At 39.3% G+C, this 16466-nt stretch carries 13 protein-coding genes and 1 tRNA gene; 3 read left to right on the top strand and 11 right to left on the bottom strand.

Going from position 1 to position 16466, the window contains the following annotated elements; genetic code table 11:
• From ACQP6D_RS06475 to gmk, 9 genes are all read right to left on the bottom strand, one after another.
• On the bottom strand, positions 1-1635 hold a 1635-nt coding region (locus ACQP6D_RS06475), incomplete at its 3' end, for an ESPR-type extended signal peptide-containing protein (protein ID WP_427857724.1).
• 1027 nt (positions 1636-2662) lie between these two features.
• Positions 2663-2738 (bottom strand) — tRNA-Ile (locus ACQP6D_RS06470).
• A gap of 100 nt (positions 2739-2838) precedes the next feature.
• On the bottom strand, positions 2839-4800 hold the full coding sequence (gene rpoD / locus ACQP6D_RS06465; protein ID WP_370386953.1) for an RNA polymerase sigma factor RpoD: 1962 nt from the start codon (positions 4798-4800) through the stop codon (positions 2839-2841).
• Positions 4801-4859: 59 nt separating this feature from the next.
• Entirely contained in the window at positions 4860-6644 is a 1785-nt protein-coding gene (gene dnaG / locus ACQP6D_RS06460) for a DNA primase (protein WP_427857758.1), read from the bottom strand.
• Between the two features lie 77 nt (positions 6645-6721).
• A complete protein-coding gene (locus ACQP6D_RS06455; RefSeq protein ID WP_267408724.1) occupies positions 6722-7165 on the bottom strand; it encodes a GatB/YqeY domain-containing protein in 444 nt (147 codons plus the stop codon).
• A gap of 161 nt (positions 7166-7326) precedes the next feature.
• Positions 7327-7539, bottom strand: coding sequence for a 30S ribosomal protein S21 (rpsU, locus tag ACQP6D_RS06450; RefSeq protein WP_100141358.1), 213 nt, complete (start codon positions 7537-7539; stop codon positions 7327-7329).
• A gap of 277 nt (positions 7540-7816) precedes the next feature.
• Positions 7817-10345, bottom strand: coding sequence for a RelA/SpoT family protein (locus ACQP6D_RS06445; protein ID WP_427857723.1), 2529 nt, complete (start codon positions 10343-10345; stop codon positions 7817-7819).
• 14 nt (positions 10346-10359) lie between these two features.
• A complete protein-coding gene (gene rpoZ / locus ACQP6D_RS06440) occupies positions 10360-10563 on the bottom strand; it encodes a DNA-directed RNA polymerase subunit omega (protein WP_100141356.1) in 204 nt (67 codons plus the stop codon).
• A 48-nt stretch (positions 10564-10611) separates the two neighbouring features.
• The gene (gmk, locus tag ACQP6D_RS06435) at positions 10612-11223 is read right to left on the bottom strand and encodes a guanylate kinase (RefSeq protein ID WP_267391045.1); all 612 of its coding nucleotides are present in this window, start codon (positions 11221-11223) and stop codon (positions 10612-10614) included.
• Positions 11224-11390: 167 nt separating this feature from the next.
• Here gmk and ACQP6D_RS06430 point away from each other — a divergent pair, with 167 nt between their 5' ends.
• The 3 genes from ACQP6D_RS06430 (at position 11391) to ACQP6D_RS06420 (ending at position 14302) form a co-directional block, all read left to right on the top strand.
• Positions 11391-13016: a CTP synthase gene (locus ACQP6D_RS06430; RefSeq protein ID WP_370389907.1), complete on the top strand. Its 1626-nt coding sequence runs from the start codon at positions 11391-11393 to the stop codon at positions 13014-13016.
• A 149-nt stretch (positions 13017-13165) separates the two neighbouring features.
• Complete coding sequence (locus tag ACQP6D_RS06425) at positions 13166-13663, top strand: DUF3465 domain-containing protein (protein WP_427857722.1); 498 nt, start codon at positions 13166-13168, stop codon at positions 13661-13663.
• Between the two features lie 63 nt (positions 13664-13726).
• A complete protein-coding gene (locus ACQP6D_RS06420) occupies positions 13727-14302 on the top strand; it encodes an HdeD family acid-resistance protein (RefSeq protein ID WP_267408728.1) in 576 nt (191 codons plus the stop codon).
• A 102-nt stretch (positions 14303-14404) separates the two neighbouring features.
• On the opposite strand, the gene ACQP6D_RS06415 is transcribed toward ACQP6D_RS06420, so the two are convergent.
• Positions 14405-15598, bottom strand: coding sequence for an aromatic amino acid transaminase (locus ACQP6D_RS06415; protein WP_267391049.1), 1194 nt, complete (start codon positions 15596-15598; stop codon positions 14405-14407).
• 107 nt (positions 15599-15705) lie between these two features.
• Positions 15706-16413, bottom strand: coding sequence for a tRNA (guanosine(46)-N7)-methyltransferase TrmB (gene trmB / locus ACQP6D_RS06410; protein ID WP_427857721.1), 708 nt, complete (start codon positions 16411-16413; stop codon positions 15706-15708).
• Positions 16414-16466: the final 53 nt, after the last annotated feature.

Here is a 16466-nt window from a genome sequence, read left to right as displayed (position 1 = left end):
ATTACCTTTATTATTAAGAGTAATTTTGCCGGTCTGAGTATTCTCAATATCACCAGAAAGATTACTAGAAGCATTATTATTTACAAGAATGCTACCAGCACCATCGTTTTTAATGTGACTAGTCAGATTTTTATTATTTTCAACCGAAATATTGTCAGTAGAGCGTAGACCGCCCTTATTGATAATATTTCCGCCCATAGTATTATTATTGATAATAGCAATACTGCCGGTATCGTTATTAATAATCTGATTGGGATTAACCGAACCATTACCATCTTCGTTAACTTTACCTGTGTTTTGTAAAACAATTTTACCCTTACTATTATTTTTAATGTTTCCAGAAAGAATATTTGAATTAGTTGCTTCAAGTACTCCTTCATTTTGATTACTCAATACGGAACCTTTTTCATTATTAGTAGATTCCAATACTCCATCATTATTGACTACTAAAGTTCCTCTGCCTTTATGAACTACTGTATCAACTGCACTACTAGTTTTAGCAGTTGTCGTATTGTCAAAAGTAGCTATTTCCCCATCAGCTAGATCTTCATCTGAAGTAATAATAGTGTTCTGACCATTGTTAACTTTTAAATTACCGTGATTAATATATTTACTATCGGCTCCTATTGATACCCCTGATGCAGTAATATCAGTTTCTGATGTGTCTGCCGAATTAATCGTCATTGTGGTATCTCCTTTAGATTCAAAGGTTCCACCAGCTGTAATACCAATTACAGCAGTATCTTTCTCTTCAGCCTTTTTGATAATATTTGTATTTTTTCCTACTGATATTTTTCCTCCATTAACAGTAATGCTTGAAAGAGAAGTTGTTGAATCAATATCTAAATTTCCTTTGATATCTATTAATGTATCAGGATCTCCTTTAGATTGTTGAGATATGGAAGATGCAGTTCCGTTTTGCTTAATTACAACATTGTTAGCACTAATTTTACCTCCAACGTTATTTATTGCAGTGTTTGCTTTAGTCGAGCTGTCTTTTACTCCTGTATTATCAATATTAATATCTCCATTAACATTAATTTGACTGTTTTCATTATAAATAGTGTTGTAACTACTGCCAGTTGTAGAATTATCTTTAATTGTTAAATTTCTACCTATCTCTAATGTCGAACCATTAACGTTTTTTAGGATTTCTGAACTAGCAGCCACTCCGGTATTATTGGCGTTTAAATCCTGATGAATGGTAGATTTGGATTTATTTTGATAGAAAGCTTGACTGCTTGACCCTGGTCTTGTATTTGTTGTTGTTATATTATCTGCTTCTAGTTCTGAATCGCCAACTAATGATATAGATTGTGCAGAACCTTTTTTTGGACCATCAGCAGTAATATTGGTTCCTGAAATTTTTGAACCTTGCTTGGCGGTTATTCTATTATAAATTTGCTCTGCGTCTAGGTTACATTGATCACCTGATGTGGCCTGAATATCTGGATAATTTGTATCTGCATTAATGATTGGATCACATGCTGCATATGTGCTTAAACTTGCTAGAGCTAAAGTAATAGCTACAACGATTTTGCTACAATCATTTTTGGTTTTGCCACGTACAAGTTCCGAGCAGGCTACCCATGTATTGGTAGATTCACTCCATTTGGATTTGTAGATGATATTCATCAGTTTTCCTTGGTTTTGCAGATTCTATAAAATAAATCTTAACTCTTGATTAAAATTTAATTAATTAAGCTTATATATGTAATTGGATAATGAATTAATACTAAATAGTATTAATTCATTATAGAAGATATGTTATATCGTATCCAAATAAAGTTAACTTAATGCTAATTGTTTGTGTCAGTTAGTTTGTTAGCATTTTTTGTGTGAATCATTAAAAATTCTAATATATTCATATATATAATCATTTGACATACCTATGATGTTGAATAAAACATTCAAAATAAAAAAGTGTGGTTAACTTTACTTTGTTATTTTAATACACCCTAAATGTTATGAACCTATTTATAAGTGTTAATAGAAAGTTTTGTTATTTATAGGGAATATTATTTTATGTTTTTTGAATGTGGTTGTTGCCAGAGCTTCTATTGGCGGGAAATTCAGGCTATAAAAAGAAAAATAAATAATATATAAATAAGTGTATGAATTTTGCAACTAATTGGTTGAAGAGAATGTTTTGCGTTAACTAAATTTGGATATCAAACTATATTAGTCATTATGTTGAGTTTTAATAATCAAAAAATCTTGGTTTAAAGATGGCTGAATTTAATCAAAAACATTCTTTTTATCGCTTGATTTTGTTTTTAAAAAGCAGTAAATGTTAAAGAGAGGAACGGATGTTTCAAAAAAAATAAGTTAAATATCTATATTAAATATTTAATTTTAATTATTTTTGAATAACCTTGGTTGTGAAAAGTTGCATTTGTTTAAAAGCAGAATCGAAATAATTTTATTGTAGGTTTAAACCAAAAAATGAAAAATTTTGATGTTGTTGAATTTATATCTTAGATTTTGTGGGTAAAAAAATCTCATGAGATGAAAATTCAAGCTTTATGCTAATTTTTTATTGAGATTAAATAGTAATAGTAGAATAGATAAACTAAATCTCTGATAAATAGATAGCAGATAATTAAGAAATCAGCACTGTTAAATTAGATACCTAGCTGATACAAAATCATATGAGGTTTTTTGGTGGGTCCAGTGGGTTTCGAACCCACGACCAAGGGATTATGAGTCCCCTGCTCTAACCCCTGAGCTACAGACCCGAGAAAGGCGTATTTTAGCTAATACGTCAGACGATTGCAAGGTTTTACATAAAAAATCATCCGCAGAGTGCGGATGATTTTGGTTTTAAAAGTAAAAAATTTACTGTTTGTTTTCGTCACTGTCGAGAAAGCTCTTTAGCCGGTCAGAGCGGGTAGGGTGACGCAGTTTGCGTAATGCTTTAGCTTCAATTTGACGAATACGTTCGCGGGTAACATCAAACTGTTTGCCCACTTCTTCGAGTGTATGATCTGTATTCATGTCGATACCAAAGCGCATCCGCAAAACTTTGGCTTCGCGCGGTGTTAGGCTTTCGAGTACATCTTTTGTGACTTCCCGCAGACTGGAATACATGGCTGCGTCTGCCGGTGCGACGTTATTCGCATCTTCAATGAAATCGCCCAGATGTGAATCATCATCATCGCCAATTGGTGTTTCCATGGAAATCGGTTCTTTGGCAATTTTCATGATTTTTCGGATTTTATCTTCCGGCATTTCCATCAGTTCAGCCAGTTTGGCTGAGTCGGCCTCTTCTCCGTTTTCCTGCAAATACTGACGGGATATCCGATTCATTTTGTTGATGGTTTCAATCATATGTACCGGTATGCGAATAGTACGAGCCTGATCTGCAATTGAACGGGTAATAGCCTGTCGTATCCACCAGGTGGCATAGGTGGAGAATTTATAGCCTCGACGATATTCAAATTTATCCACGGCTTTCATCAGGCCGATATTGCCTTCCTGAATTAAATCCAGAAATTGCAAACCACGATTGGTGTATTTTTTAGCAATAGAAATTACCAGACGTAAGTTGGCCTGAATCATTTCTTGCTTGGCAGCGGCGGTTTCCTGCTCACTTTTGACCATGTTTTTGTTAATCTGTTTCAGCTCATCCAGTGAAATCTGAGCGGCCTCTTCCAGATTAGCCAGTTCAGTTTGCTTTTCAATAATGGCATACTGGAAACGACGTAGTGCTTCTGTCCAGACGCGGTTTAGAGAAAGTTCTTCATCTACCCAGCCCAAATCGGTAGTGCGATTGGCAAAGCTTTTGATAAAGTAATCACGCTCCATATGCACACGATTCAGAGCTATATCGCGAATATCTCGTTCCAGCTGACGTACTTGATTGACGCGCATGCGCAGGTTTTCACATAAGCTTTCAATCTGGCGGGTAGCAAAGCGTACCTGTAATAATTGCTCTGCAATTTCCTCTTGCAGTTTGAGGTAGGTAGCGTCTTTGCTGCCTTTTTCCTGAAGTGCGGCAACCATGGCTTCATAGCGGCTCTGAATTCCATCGAAGTGTTCTAGCGTTTTTTGGCGCAGCTCTTCCAGATTAGCAGATGCTGCTAGCGCAGCGTTTTCTTCTTCGTTTTCTTCAGAATCATCGTCTACGTCAACACTGTCTTCATTGTCGTCCTCTACATCAGTATCCTCATTTTTGCTGTCGATACCAATACCCAGTTCATCGAGAAGTTCTTCATGTGGGTCGACAATAGCCTCTACAACTTCATCAACTTTGATTTCTTCTTTGCGTACAGCATCAATCAAAGCCAGTATTTCAGCTACAGAACCTGGGCAGGCAGAGATGGCCTGAATCATGTTGCGCAGGGCATTCTCAATTTTTTTGGCGATAATGATTTCATCTTCACGCGTTAATAGGTCTACCTGACCCATTTCGCGCATGTACATACGTACAGGGTCGGTGGTTCGTCCAAATTCATTATCTGCATTAGACAGAGCTGCTTCAGCTTCGGCTACCGCATCGTCGTCAGTCATGTTGGCGGTGTTATCGCCCATTAGCAGACTTTCGGCATCAGGTGCTTCTTCGGTAACCTGAATCCCAAGACCAGATATCATCGAAACAATGTTATCAATCTGGTCGGCATCCGACATTTCATCCGGCAAAGCATCATTTATTTCAGCATATGTAATGTAACCACGTTCCTTGCCCTGAATAATCAGCTGACGCAGTCGTGCACGTTGTTCCTCAGCGGTTAACGGACGGGTATCGTCTTGTTCCTTACTGCTATCAATAGTGGTTTTTTTGGGTGTTGGGTTTGCCATATTTTACTCAATATATTGCAGCAGCTATGGCGCTGCAAGGGGTTAAAATAGACGTCAGGCTAAGCTGACGGCATTTTGGGCGGGCTTAAGAGCAGCAGGAGTAACTGTTTTTCGTCGGCACTGAGACGTCCATGCTGGAGTTTGCGCTTCAACGCATCAATCTGCTGGGTCTTAAGACTATCCAGTAATTTTTGCATGCCCTGTTTGAACGTGGTGCAGTCATCTTCATTTCCTGGCTGCAAGATATCCGGTGAATCCAGATAATCATGGATAATCTGCCGAATGACGGGTTCAAATTCTGTATTACGCATCAGTTCCAACACAGCTCCGCTGTTTAACGGTGTTACGGAGGCTTGTATGCGTTCAGCCAGCGCAGCGAGGCATGCATAATCGCCGTGCAGGTCCAGATATTCTGGTAGTTCTATAAATGCGGCCCATTGCGGATTTATCAATAGTGCACGTATCTGTTTTTGTGCCAGTGACATGACAGGCGGTTGTCGGAAAGTGTTCTGTGGAAGACGGTAACTTTTCTGTCTGACAGGTGCTGATCTAGGTTGTTCTTGTCCCAATAGCTGAGCTAAATTATGTTCATCTATACTCACTTTCTGGCTGAGTTCCTGGCGCAGTAGGAAAGACAATGCTGGTGCCTTGATTTGAGCTAGCAAAGGGCTGGCAGTTTTAATCAATTCTGCTTTACCTTCCTGAGTGTTAAGGTCAATCTGTGCAGTTAGTGTTTGCCAGAAGTATGCAGACAGTGGCAAGCTTTGGTTCAGTAGTGCATCTTCAAATGTGCTTAATCCATAGCTACGTACATAGCTGTCGGGGTCATGTTCAGCTGGTAAAAAAAGAAAGTGTAAAATTTTGTCATCTTTTAATTGTGGCAAAGCATTTTCCAATGCTCGCCATGCAGCTTTTTTGCCGGCAGTGTCACCGTCAAAGCAGAAATAGATATGATCGCTTTGCCGCATCAGCAAATGTATGTGTTCTGCCGTGGTAGATGTGCCAAGTGCAGCTACAGCATATCCTAGACCATACTGTGCCAAGGCAACGACATCCATATAGCCTTCTACGACCAGTACTCGCTGTGCATCTTTGATTGCGGCGCGTGCTTCATATAGTCCGTACAGATTCCGCCCTTTATCAAATAGGGGCGTTTCAGGTGAGTTGAGATATTTAGGTTCGCTTGCATCAATAACGCGAGCACCAAAACCGATAATTTGTCCACGGGTACTACGTATGGGGAACATAATGCGATCGCGGAAGCGGTCATAATGGCGGCTGTCTTTTTCGATAACCATGCCACTGTTTACCAATGCATTGCTGGGATAGGGCTGAAAAACTTTGGCTAGAGCCTGCCAGTCGTCCGGTGCATAGCCAAGGCCATAATGGATGATGATTTCTTCACTGAGGCCGCGCTGCTGTAGATATTGCTGTGCACGCATTGAGGTTTTTAGCTGTTGTTGATAGTAGGTGGCAGCCGCAGCTGTAGTTTGCTCTAGTGTCTGCTGAATCTGTTTATGAACTTTCTGTACATGTGGATTGGAGTTTCCAGACTGTTTTGGGACAGTCATGCCGATGCGGTCTGCCAGAAATTGTACGGCTTCCTGAAAGCTCAATCCTTGATATTCCATGACGAAGCCAATGGCGGATCCATGTACACCACAACCAAAGCAATGATAAAACTGTTTGGCAGGACTAATTGAAAACGAGGGGGATTTTTCTTTGTGAAAGGGGCAGCAGGCCATGTAGTTGGCACCACTTTTTTTAAGTGGTACAAATTCTTCAATGACATCAACGATGTCTATTTTATTTAAAAGCTCGTCAATAAATTCGTTTGGAATCATGCCAACCATGCCCGTCAATTGCTGCACATAATTTCTAGACCTGATTATCCTGTCTCTTTTTTTGAATGTTGAATTAATTAGGCCAAGAGCTGTTTGATTTTCTTACTAACTTCACTCATATCGGCTTTGCCTGCCAGTGTTTTTTTCAATATGCCCATTACTTTTCCCATATCACTCGGTTGTGTGGCACCCACATTGGCAATAGCATCTTTAATGGCAGCTTCAATAGCGGTATCGTCTAGCATTTCGGGCAAGTAATTTTGGAGTAAGTTAATTTCTGCTTGCTCCTTTTCGGCAAGATCGTTTCTTCCACCCTCGTTAAACATGCGTACCGATTCTTTCCGCTGTTTAACCATTTTGCTGATAACTGCAACGAAGCGGCTATCGTCTACCTCGATTCTTTCATCTACTTCAATCTGTTTGATAGCAGCTAATGCCATACGAATGGTAGACAGGGATGCTGCATCGTGATTGCGCATTGCTGATTTCATGTCTTCCTGTAATTTTTGTTTCAGGCTCATAATGGGGCTCGCAGTAAGTGAATTGGTAATTATAGAGATTTGCTGTAAAAATACGTTTTACTTCAGGTTTTACCTGTAAAAAGCAAATACCGCAAGCAATGCCTGCGGTATTCTGATTAATTGTAATTTCCCGGTTATTAATGCAAAGCCGAAAGTTCCAATTAATAATTTTTAGGTGGCAATTGCTGGCTGCGTAGGCGTTTCTGTAAGCGTTTAACGGCTGCTGCTTTTTTACGTTTACGCTCAGTTGTTGGTTTTTCATAAGCTTCGCGTGCGCGCAGTTCGGTCATCAAGCCTGTTTTTTCAACAGAGCGTTTGAAACGACGCATAGCAACTTCAAAAGGTTCATTTTCTTTTACACGAATAGAAGGCATGTTTTTTTCCTGAATAAATAATTATATTACTGATTGTATATCAGATAGATAAATACTAAATAAAGGCCACTAAAGGCAAAGGCGGTGTTTACGGTTCCGCATTACCGTTTACAACATCACCTCCCAAGGTGTAATTGAGGCTATATCTGTTAGAATTTAAAGTAAAACGGATATAGGGTTATTTTAAATAAATAAGGAGAAGATTATGGCTGATTAAATATGATTCGTCAAGCCAGCTGGAGGGGTACGTTTGTGACATCATTAAATATGATGAGCGTTATATTCTGTTTACACGACGAATCTGAGGAACAGAATGTAAATCGCGGGTAATATGATTGAGCTGATTTAAATCTTTTACCTGTAACACAAAACGAAATTCAATAAATCCTTCCACACCTTCGAGTTTTTTTGAGGTGGTTTCTACAGATGTAATATCACCGCCATTGGAAGAAATAGCCTGAGCAATGGTGGCCAGTAATCCATGACTATCAATAGCATTGAGGCATAAAGTTGTCTGATAGTTATTTGCTTGTAGTAAATCCCAGTTTGCATCCAGTTGAAGTTCAGGGTCTGTTTTCAAAATCGTATTACAAGTATCACGATGAATAATAATGCCCTGATCTTTGATTAGCAAAGCTTTAATGGTGTCACCAGGAATAGGGTGGCAGCATTTGCCTAAATGAATATGAGTTGACTCATTGCCAGTCAAATTAATTGGTGCCAGTTTAATGGTGTCATTAAAATGCTCGCCAGCCAGTTCAGCTATATGCATGGCTACAGATACTGGCTGTAGTAACCCCATACCTACTTCGCAGAGAACATTTTCAAAAGAAGTATTTTTTTGGCGTAAATCGGTCAGATACTTGTCTTTTAAAGAGTCTGACAGTAAAACGTTTTCTGGCAGTAGGCTGGATAAGGCTTTTTGTAATAATTTTTCGCCTAAGCGTATGGCATCGGAACGATCCATTTTTTTTATTTGGCTGCGAATGGCACTACGGGCATGGCTTGAAACGGTAAAGCCGAGCCATGCCGGAGTAGGGTGGCCATTGCTGGAGGTAATTATTTCTACGGTATCACCTGTATGCAGACGGGTACGTAAGGGCATTAAATTGTGATTAATACGTGCAGAGACTGTTCGATTGCCGATATCTGTATGAACAGCATAGGCAAAATCTACAGGTGTGGCACCTTCTGGAAGAGTAATGATTTTACCTTTAGGGGTGAAGACATAAACTTCATTCGGAAATAAATCTGTTTTTACATGTTCCAGAAATTCAATGGCATTGGCACTATGTGCTTGAATGTCGAGAATACTTTGCAACCATTGATTTGTACGCATTTGTGCCTGATCAAAACTATTCTGCTCTCCATCTTTATGCATCCAGTAGCTAGCGATACCACGTTCGGCTATTGTATCCATTTCGTGTGTTCGTATCTGAACTTCAATAGGTAGCCCGTAGGGTCCAATTAAGATGGTATGCAGGCTCTGGTAACCATTGTTTTTGGGAATTGCAATGTAATCTTTAATTCGTCCAGGTTTGGGTTTGTACAAATTATGCAGAACACCCAGAGCGGTATAGCATGAAGGTATGTTATTTACAATAACCCTGAATGCATAAATATCCATTACATCGGCAAAATGGAGATTTTTACGACGCATTTTTTCATAAATGCTGTATAGGTTTTTTTCTCTACCTCTTACCTGTGCTTCAATATTGGCGCTCACAAGACGTTGACTAAAGGCTCGTAGTACTTTACCTACTATGTCGCGCCTGTTTCGTCGTGAAGACTGAATGGCTTTGGCCAGTACTTCATAGCGGTGGGGGTACAGATGTCTAAATGCTAAGTCTTGCAATTCACGGTATACATGATTCAAACCAATACGATTGGCCAGTTGCGCATAGATTTCCATGGTTTCTTGTGCGATACGCCTGCGACTGGTCGGTTTTTTAGCAGACAGTGTGCGCATGTTGTGCAGCCTGTCTGAAAGTTTGACAATTATGACACGAACATCTTGTGTCATTGCCATAATCAATTTACGAAAGCTTTCAGCCTGTGCTTCCTGCTGGTTGTTATATTCAAGTTTTTCCAGTTTGGATAGCCCGTCAACCATGTTGGCAATGGTTTCACCGAATTCGGCAATAATTTCTTCTTTGGTAGTACCAGTGTCCTCTAGTACATCATGTAATACACCGGCACATAAAGCCTGAATGTCTACATGCCATTCTGCTAATTGAGTCGCCACGGCTAGAGGATGGGTGATATAAGGTAAGCCGCTGTTACGGAATTGTCCATGATGTGCATGGGCACCGAATTTGCAAGCTCGGGACAGCATTTGTAAATCTTCTTTACTGAGGTAAGAGGCAGTGTGTAGAAGTTTATTTTCTGCTTCGTTAATAATGTCCTGATAGCTCGTTTCTATCTGTTGTTGACAGCATTGTAGCTGGTCGTTTGTGCCGGTGCATGATGAAGTATTAATTGCATCAAATATTTTCATTCCCACCGGGCCTATAGCTGAGCTGGGTAAATCACTGTCTGAAGAAGATAAATCTTCAAAGGCTATTTTGATCAGCACGGCTGCTAGTGCTTGTACTCGTTGCTGATTTTGTGCCAAAGATGTAGTAATGGCAAAACTGCGTTTAAGTAGAGCAGTTTTGCCATCTTTTTCGGCCAGAGTGTATATATAGGCACACGCTTGTTCCAGTAATTCCCAGCGTTCCTGTTTATTTAAATACTCTGTTTGTGCAAAGAGAGTGTTACGCCATTGTTTAACAGGTGGTTTATAGGTCTGGCTGGGAGGGTACATGGCTGTTTGCCTTATTATTTTTGTTGGTTGAGTAACTCTGCACCAATTTGTCCACTGGCTATCTCGCGCAAAGCAATGACTGTAGGTTTGTCATGGTCTTCTTCTACCAGTGATGTTGCGCCATTAGCCAGCTGGCGTGCTCGCAGGGCAGCAATCATGGTCAGGTCAAAGTGATTAGGGATGCGTCCGATACAGTCTTCTACAGTAATGCGTGCCATAATATAAATTCCTATAGAAATAATTGTTAAACATTAAACTTGAAATATTTATTTTCCAGATAAAATCCGAGTAATGGTTTGTTGCTGCGCCTTCGCGCATAACCCAACCGAACGGATAATTGCTAATAAATCCTGCTCTGCCTGATTAAGATCTTGATTAACAATAACATAATCAAACAAAAGACTTTGTTCAATTTCTTCACGGGATTTTGCTAAACGATAGGCTATCACGTCTTCGCTATCAGTGCCTCTATTTTTAAGACGTTCAGTGAGTTCTGTCATCGAAGGAGGTAGTATGAAAATACTGGTAGCATTAGGCAGTAAACGGCGAATCTGTTCCGCACCCTGAACATCAATTTCTAAAATAACGTTGTAACCTTGCTGGGTTAATGATTCTACAGCCTGTAAACTGGTGCCATAATAATTGCCATAAACATTGGCATGCTCAATAAAAGCATTGCTGGCAATCATATCCTCAAATTCACTACGGCTGACAAAATGATAATGTACACCATTTTGTTCACCCTCACGCGGCATTCTGGTTGTATGGGAAATAGATATGCGAATATTCGGCTGACGCGCACTCAGGCGCGAAACAAGTGTGGTTTTGCCAGTACCTGAAGCAGCAGAAACAATGAAAATATGTCCAGATTGCAACATAATATAAATTTAAGGATTACGGTGACTAATTATGCCACAGCCGTGATTATTACGCCAATCCGAGCAAGCAGATTATTGCATATACTTGCAGAGTTTGAAAAAGGGAATGTCTTTCTTTTGGTGTTATTTTCAGCTAAAATGCTAAATTCAATTTCCTGCTGATTGTCATGACCAAGTTTATTTTTGTAACTGGCGGTGTGGTCTCTTCACTGGGTAAAGGCATTGCCGCTGCGTCTACTGCTGCTATTTTGGAATCTCGTGGTCTGAAAGTGACCATGCTTAAACTGGATCCTTATATTAATGTGGATCCGGGTACAATGAGCCCTTTTCAGCACGGTGAAGTATTTGTCACTGATGACGGTGCTGAAACTGATCTAGATCTGGGTCATTATGAACGCTTTATTGATGCTACCATGCAGAAGCGTAATAACTTCACTTCTGGCCAGGTTTATGAAAGCGTAATTCATAAAGAGCGGCGTGGTGATTATCTTGGCGGTACTGTTCAGGTAATACCGCATATTACAGATGAAATTAAACGTAAAATACATGAAGGTGCTGCCGGCTATGATGTAGCAATTGTCGAAATCGGTGGAACTGTAGGTGATATTGAATCTTTGCCGTTTTTGGAAGCCATTCGGCAAATGCGTAGCCAGCAGGGCAGAGCAAATACTTTATTTGTTCATCTATCTTATGTTCCTTATATTGCCGCTGCTGGTGAAATCAAAACCAAGCCAACCCAGCATTCAGTCAAAGAATTACGTGAAATTGGTATACAGCCGGATGTGCTTATTTGTCGTATGGACCGGCCGATGCCTGAAGAAGAAAAACGTAAAATTGCATTATTCTGCAATGTAGAAGAGCGTGCTGTTATAAGCTGCTATGATGCTGATAGTATTTATGAAGTACCAAGAATGCTGCATGATCAGGGTATTGACAATATTATCTGTGAACAATTGCAATTAAACGTTCAGCAGGCTGATCTGACTGCATGGAATAAAATTGTTTATTTGGTACAACATCCGAAACATAAAGTCAAAATCGCCATGGTTGGTAAATATGTGGATTTGACTGAGTCGTACAAATCTTTATCTGAAGCATTAAAACATGCAGGTATTCAAACCGAAACAGAGGTAGACATTCATTATATTGATAGTGAAATACTGGAAACAGATGGCACTGCATGTTTGCAAAATATGGATGCTATTTTGGTTCCGGGCGGTTTTGGTACTCGTGGTGTTGAAGGTAAAATTGCAGCTGTACGCTATGCACGTGAACACAAAATTCCCTACTTGGGTATTTGTCTGGGTATGCAGATTGCACTAATTGAATACGCACGTGACGTTGCCAATCTGGTTGGTGCTAATTCTACCGAATTTGATTTAAAAACACCGCATCCAGTTGTTGCTTTAATTAGTGAATGGCAAGACCGTGATGGACAGATTGAAAAACGTGATATCAATACTAACCTTGGCGGTACCATGCGTTTGGGTGCTCAGGAAGTTAAATTGGCCGATGGATCACTTGCCAAAACCATATATGGCAATGAGTTTATTCGTGAGCGTCATCGTCATCGTTATGAAGTGAATAATTATTATCTGCCACAGTTACAGCAGGCTGGCTTAGTAATTGGAGGTGTATCTACTGGACATGAACAACTTGTAGAGGCCATTGAATTACCTGACCATCCATGGTTTTTTGCTTGTCAGTTCCATCCAGAATTTACTTCAACGCCTAAAAATGGACATCCATTATTTACTGCTTTTATCAAAGCTGCATTAGCTCATAAAAAATAGTTTACTATTTTATTCAAATTAGTATTTCAGGCTACTGGTGTTATCCAGTAGCCTTTTTTTTAGATTAACCTATTAATGTTTTGCTATCTTTGATTACATTTTGTATGATGGTTTCAGTGCTGATTCTGTAGATAGATTAATTCCCTATTATGAAAAATATTATTTTTCTGGTTATCGTAGCACTGGGTTTTTGGTGGTGGCAGCATAGCTCTGTTGATGACCAGCAAAAAAGTCAGGCACATGAGCAAATAATTGATTCATTTAAATCAATTCGCAGTAATTTTTCTAAAGAACCTTTGTCTGTATCTCAGATACGCGAAGCTATTTCTTTAAATCAGGCTCAAAATGAGAATTTGGACAGAGTTCAGGTTTATGGTGATGGCTATGTTATCAAAACTTTACCAGATGATAATAAAGGCAGCCGTCACCAGAGGTTTATTTTAAGTACAGGTAGTAGTACGGTTTTAGTGGTACACAATATAGATATCGCTCCGCGATTAGAAAATTTACAGCGTGGTGACCAAGTAGCTTTTACTGGTGAATATATCAGTAATAAAAAAGGCGGGATGATACACTGGACTCACCATGATCCTGGACACCACCATCCTGATGGCTGGCTGATGTATAAGAAGAAGCGATACCAATAGTTTGCTGAAATAGCATGTGTAATATTTATTATTTGCAGTTTACATTTATCTAAAGGAAATAATGTGAATACTCTTTCTTTTCGTAGACCATTAGCTGATTTGTTGTCTGAAAATTGGTGGATAGTACTAGTTCGTGGGTTTGCAGCTTTAATCTTTGGTTTATTAACTTGGTTTTATCCATTTATTTCGATACTGGTTATGGTGATGTTTTTCGGCTTTTATGCGTTGGTTGATGGTGTAATGGGTATTGTTCTTTCCATCAATGGACGAAAAACTCATCAGGATTGGTGGCTGATGCTAATTTGGGGCTTTATAAGTGTACTCGCTGGTTTCCTAACTTTTTTTGTGCCAGGAATTACTTGGCTGGTACTGATTACTTTTATTGCGATTTGGGCGTTAGTAAGTGGTGTTCTGCAAATTGTAGCAGCTATTCGTCTGCATAAATCTGTTGGTGGTGCAGGATGGATGATCACAGCGGGTGTATTATCCATGTTAGTTGGTATTATTTTGCTGGTAAATCCTATTCAGGGCGGAATAGCGCTGACTTGGGTAATTGGCATTTATGCTGCTTTGTTTGGTGTAGTTAATATCGCTTTGGCATTCCGTATGCGTAGACTGGGTAGGGAAAATGCTAATTGAGCTTTAATTATTGAGAAATAATAATTAATAGAATAAATGGTAAAAAAACTGGCTGGCTAAATCTTGTCCAACCAGTTTTATTTTTTTAATCAGTAATATTTCTTATTTCAAGACCTCAGCCATGGCATTGGCAACATATTCTATATTGCTACTGTTTAAACCGGCCATGCACATTCTTCCGTTTTCAACCATATATACCCCATATTCACTTTTTAAACGGGCTACCTGCTGAGGATCTAAGCCTGTAAAGCTGAACATGCCACGCTGTTTAATAAAATAGCTGAAATCACGATCAGGAATTTTCGTCTGCAAGACTTCATATAATCGAGAACGCATTTTCCGAATTCGATCGCGCATGATATACACTTCTTGCTGCCAGTGTTCATAAGATTTAGTGTTGCTAAGTACTCGGCTTACGACGTGACCACCGTAGGCAGGTGGACTTGAATATAGACGTCGTACAGTGAATTTGAGCTGACTCTGAACTAATCTGGCTTCTTCTGAAGTTGGACATACAATACTCAGACCACCTACACGTTCACCATAGAGCGACATGTTTTTGGAAAAAGAGTTACTGATATAAACGCATAACCCAATTTCTACTGCTTTGCGGATAGCATAAGTATCGGTTTCTAAATCGTCCCCAAAACCTTGATAGGCTATATCCATAAATGGTATTAGCTGTTTATTTTTAATAATATCTAAAAGCTGGTCCCACTGCTCATGACTGGGATCTACGCCAGTGGGATTGTGACAGCATGGATGTAGTAAAATAATACTGCCTACATCGAGTTGTGTCAGAAATTGTTTTAATTCTGTAAATTTGATTCCGATAGTTTTAGGGTCATAATAAGGATATTTATGTACTTCGATTCCAGCACCCTCAAATATGCTGATATGATTTCCCCATGTAGGATTGCTTACATAAGCTTTTGCCTGTGGAAACCATTGATGAATAAATTCTGCTCCTACGCGTAGTGCACCTGATCCACCCAGACTAGCTATGGTAGCAACACGACCAGATGTAATGGCTTCATGGTTTTTACCTAATAACAATTTCTGGCATGCCTGCCGATAAGCAGGCAGACCATCCATAGGTAAATAGTCGTGTGGCTGATTTTCTTCTACTAATTGTGACTCTACTGTTTTAATACATTCGAGCACAGGTACATGGCCGTTATCATCATAATACACACCTACACCAAGATTTACTTTTGAGCTGCGTGCATCCTGTTTATATTCATCCATCAGACTCAGAATAGGGTCACCTGGATAGTATTTGACATTCTGAAACATTTCAGTTCCTTAGAAAACAGCAATATTATTTGACAGAAAATGATTGCTGTAATGCAATCTAAGGTGATTGTACCCTAAATGTCTTTACTTTTTATTAATTTTGTCTGTTATTTTTTTACAAAAACTAAATCCCATACACCATGACCTAATTTTTTGCCTCGTGCCTCAAATTTGGTTTCGGGACGGTAGTCAGGGACAGCTGCATAAGTTTCAGCAGTGTTGCGCAACTCAGGAAAGCAGTTTAAAACTTCAAGCATTTGTTCTGCATATTCTTGCCAGTCTGTTGCAAGATGAACGTAGCCATTTGATTGAAGTTTTGGAAGTAGTCGTGCAATAAAAGATGCTTGAATCAGGCGCCGTTTATGATGTCGTTTTTTGTGCCAAGGATCAGGAAAAAAGATATGAATACCTTGCAGGCAGTTATCTTCAAGCATGTGTTCAACCACTTCAACTGCATCATGGCGCATCACTCTAATATTTTGTATATTCTGTTCTTGAATCAGCTTTAATAGATTTCCTACCCCAGGCCCATGCACATCAATAGCTAGAAAGTCGCAATTAGGAAGGTTTTGTGCAATTGCTGCTGTTGCAACGCCCATACCAAAACCAATTTCAAGTATCTTGGGTGCTGTTCGATTAAATATGGCATTTAAATCAATTTTATTTTTGACGAAATCAATGCCAAAATTTGGCCATTGGTTATCTATAGCACGTTGCTGGGCTTGTGTCATATGGCCTTGACGTAAAACAAAACTACGTATGCTACGCGGGTGATCTTTATTAATGTCCGATTTTGAATCAGAATATTGGGTCATGCTGTTCTGTGTTAACTTAAAGTTGATAAATTTTCTAACGTCAATTCTAACAT

This window comes from Snodgrassella sp. CS2 (assembly GCF_050310315.1).
Classification (GTDB): domain Bacteria; phylum Pseudomonadota; class Gammaproteobacteria; order Burkholderiales; family Neisseriaceae; genus Snodgrassella; species Snodgrassella alvi_E.
The sequence above is the reverse complement of the archived record's forward strand: the minus strand, read 5'-3'. Positions and strand labels throughout refer to the sequence as shown.

Bases quoted from the DNA above. Each gene is read 5' to 3' on its own strand.
- ACQP6D_RS06455 (WP_267408724.1), bottom strand. From the start codon at position 7,165: ATGAGCCTGAAACAAAAATTACAGGAAGACATGAAATCAGCAATGCGC.
- rpsU (WP_100141358.1), bottom strand. From the start codon at position 7,539: ATGCCTTCTATTCGTGTAAAAGAAAATGAACCTTTTGAAGTTGCTATG.
- gmk (WP_267391045.1), bottom strand. From the start codon at position 11,223: ATGTTGCAATCTGGACATATTTTCATTGTTTCTGCTGCTTCAGGTACT.
- ACQP6D_RS06425 (WP_427857722.1), top strand. From the start codon at position 13,166: ATGAAAAATATTATTTTTCTGGTTATCGTAGCACTGGGTTTTTGGTGG.
- ACQP6D_RS06430 (WP_370389907.1), top strand. From the start codon at position 11,391: ATGACCAAGTTTATTTTTGTAACTGGCGGTGTGGTCTCTTCACTGGGT.
- ACQP6D_RS06415 (WP_267391049.1), bottom strand. From the start codon at position 15,598: ATGTTTCAGAATGTCAAATACTATCCAGGTGACCCTATTCTGAGTCTG.
- rpoZ (WP_100141356.1), bottom strand. From the start codon at position 10,563: ATGGCACGCATTACTGTAGAAGACTGTATCGGACGCATCCCTAATCAC.
- dnaG (WP_427857758.1), bottom strand. From the start codon at position 6,644: ATGATTCCAAACGAATTTATTGACGAGCTTTTAAATAAAATAGACATC.
- trmB (WP_427857721.1), bottom strand. From the start codon at position 16,413: ATGACCCAATATTCTGATTCAAAATCGGACATTAATAAAGATCACCCG.
- ACQP6D_RS06445 (WP_427857723.1), bottom strand. From the start codon at position 10,345: ATGTACCCTCCCAGCCAGACCTATAAACCACCTGTTAAACAATGGCGT.
- rpoD (WP_370386953.1), bottom strand. From the start codon at position 4,800: ATGGCAAACCCAACACCCAAAAAAACCACTATTGATAGCAGTAAGGAA.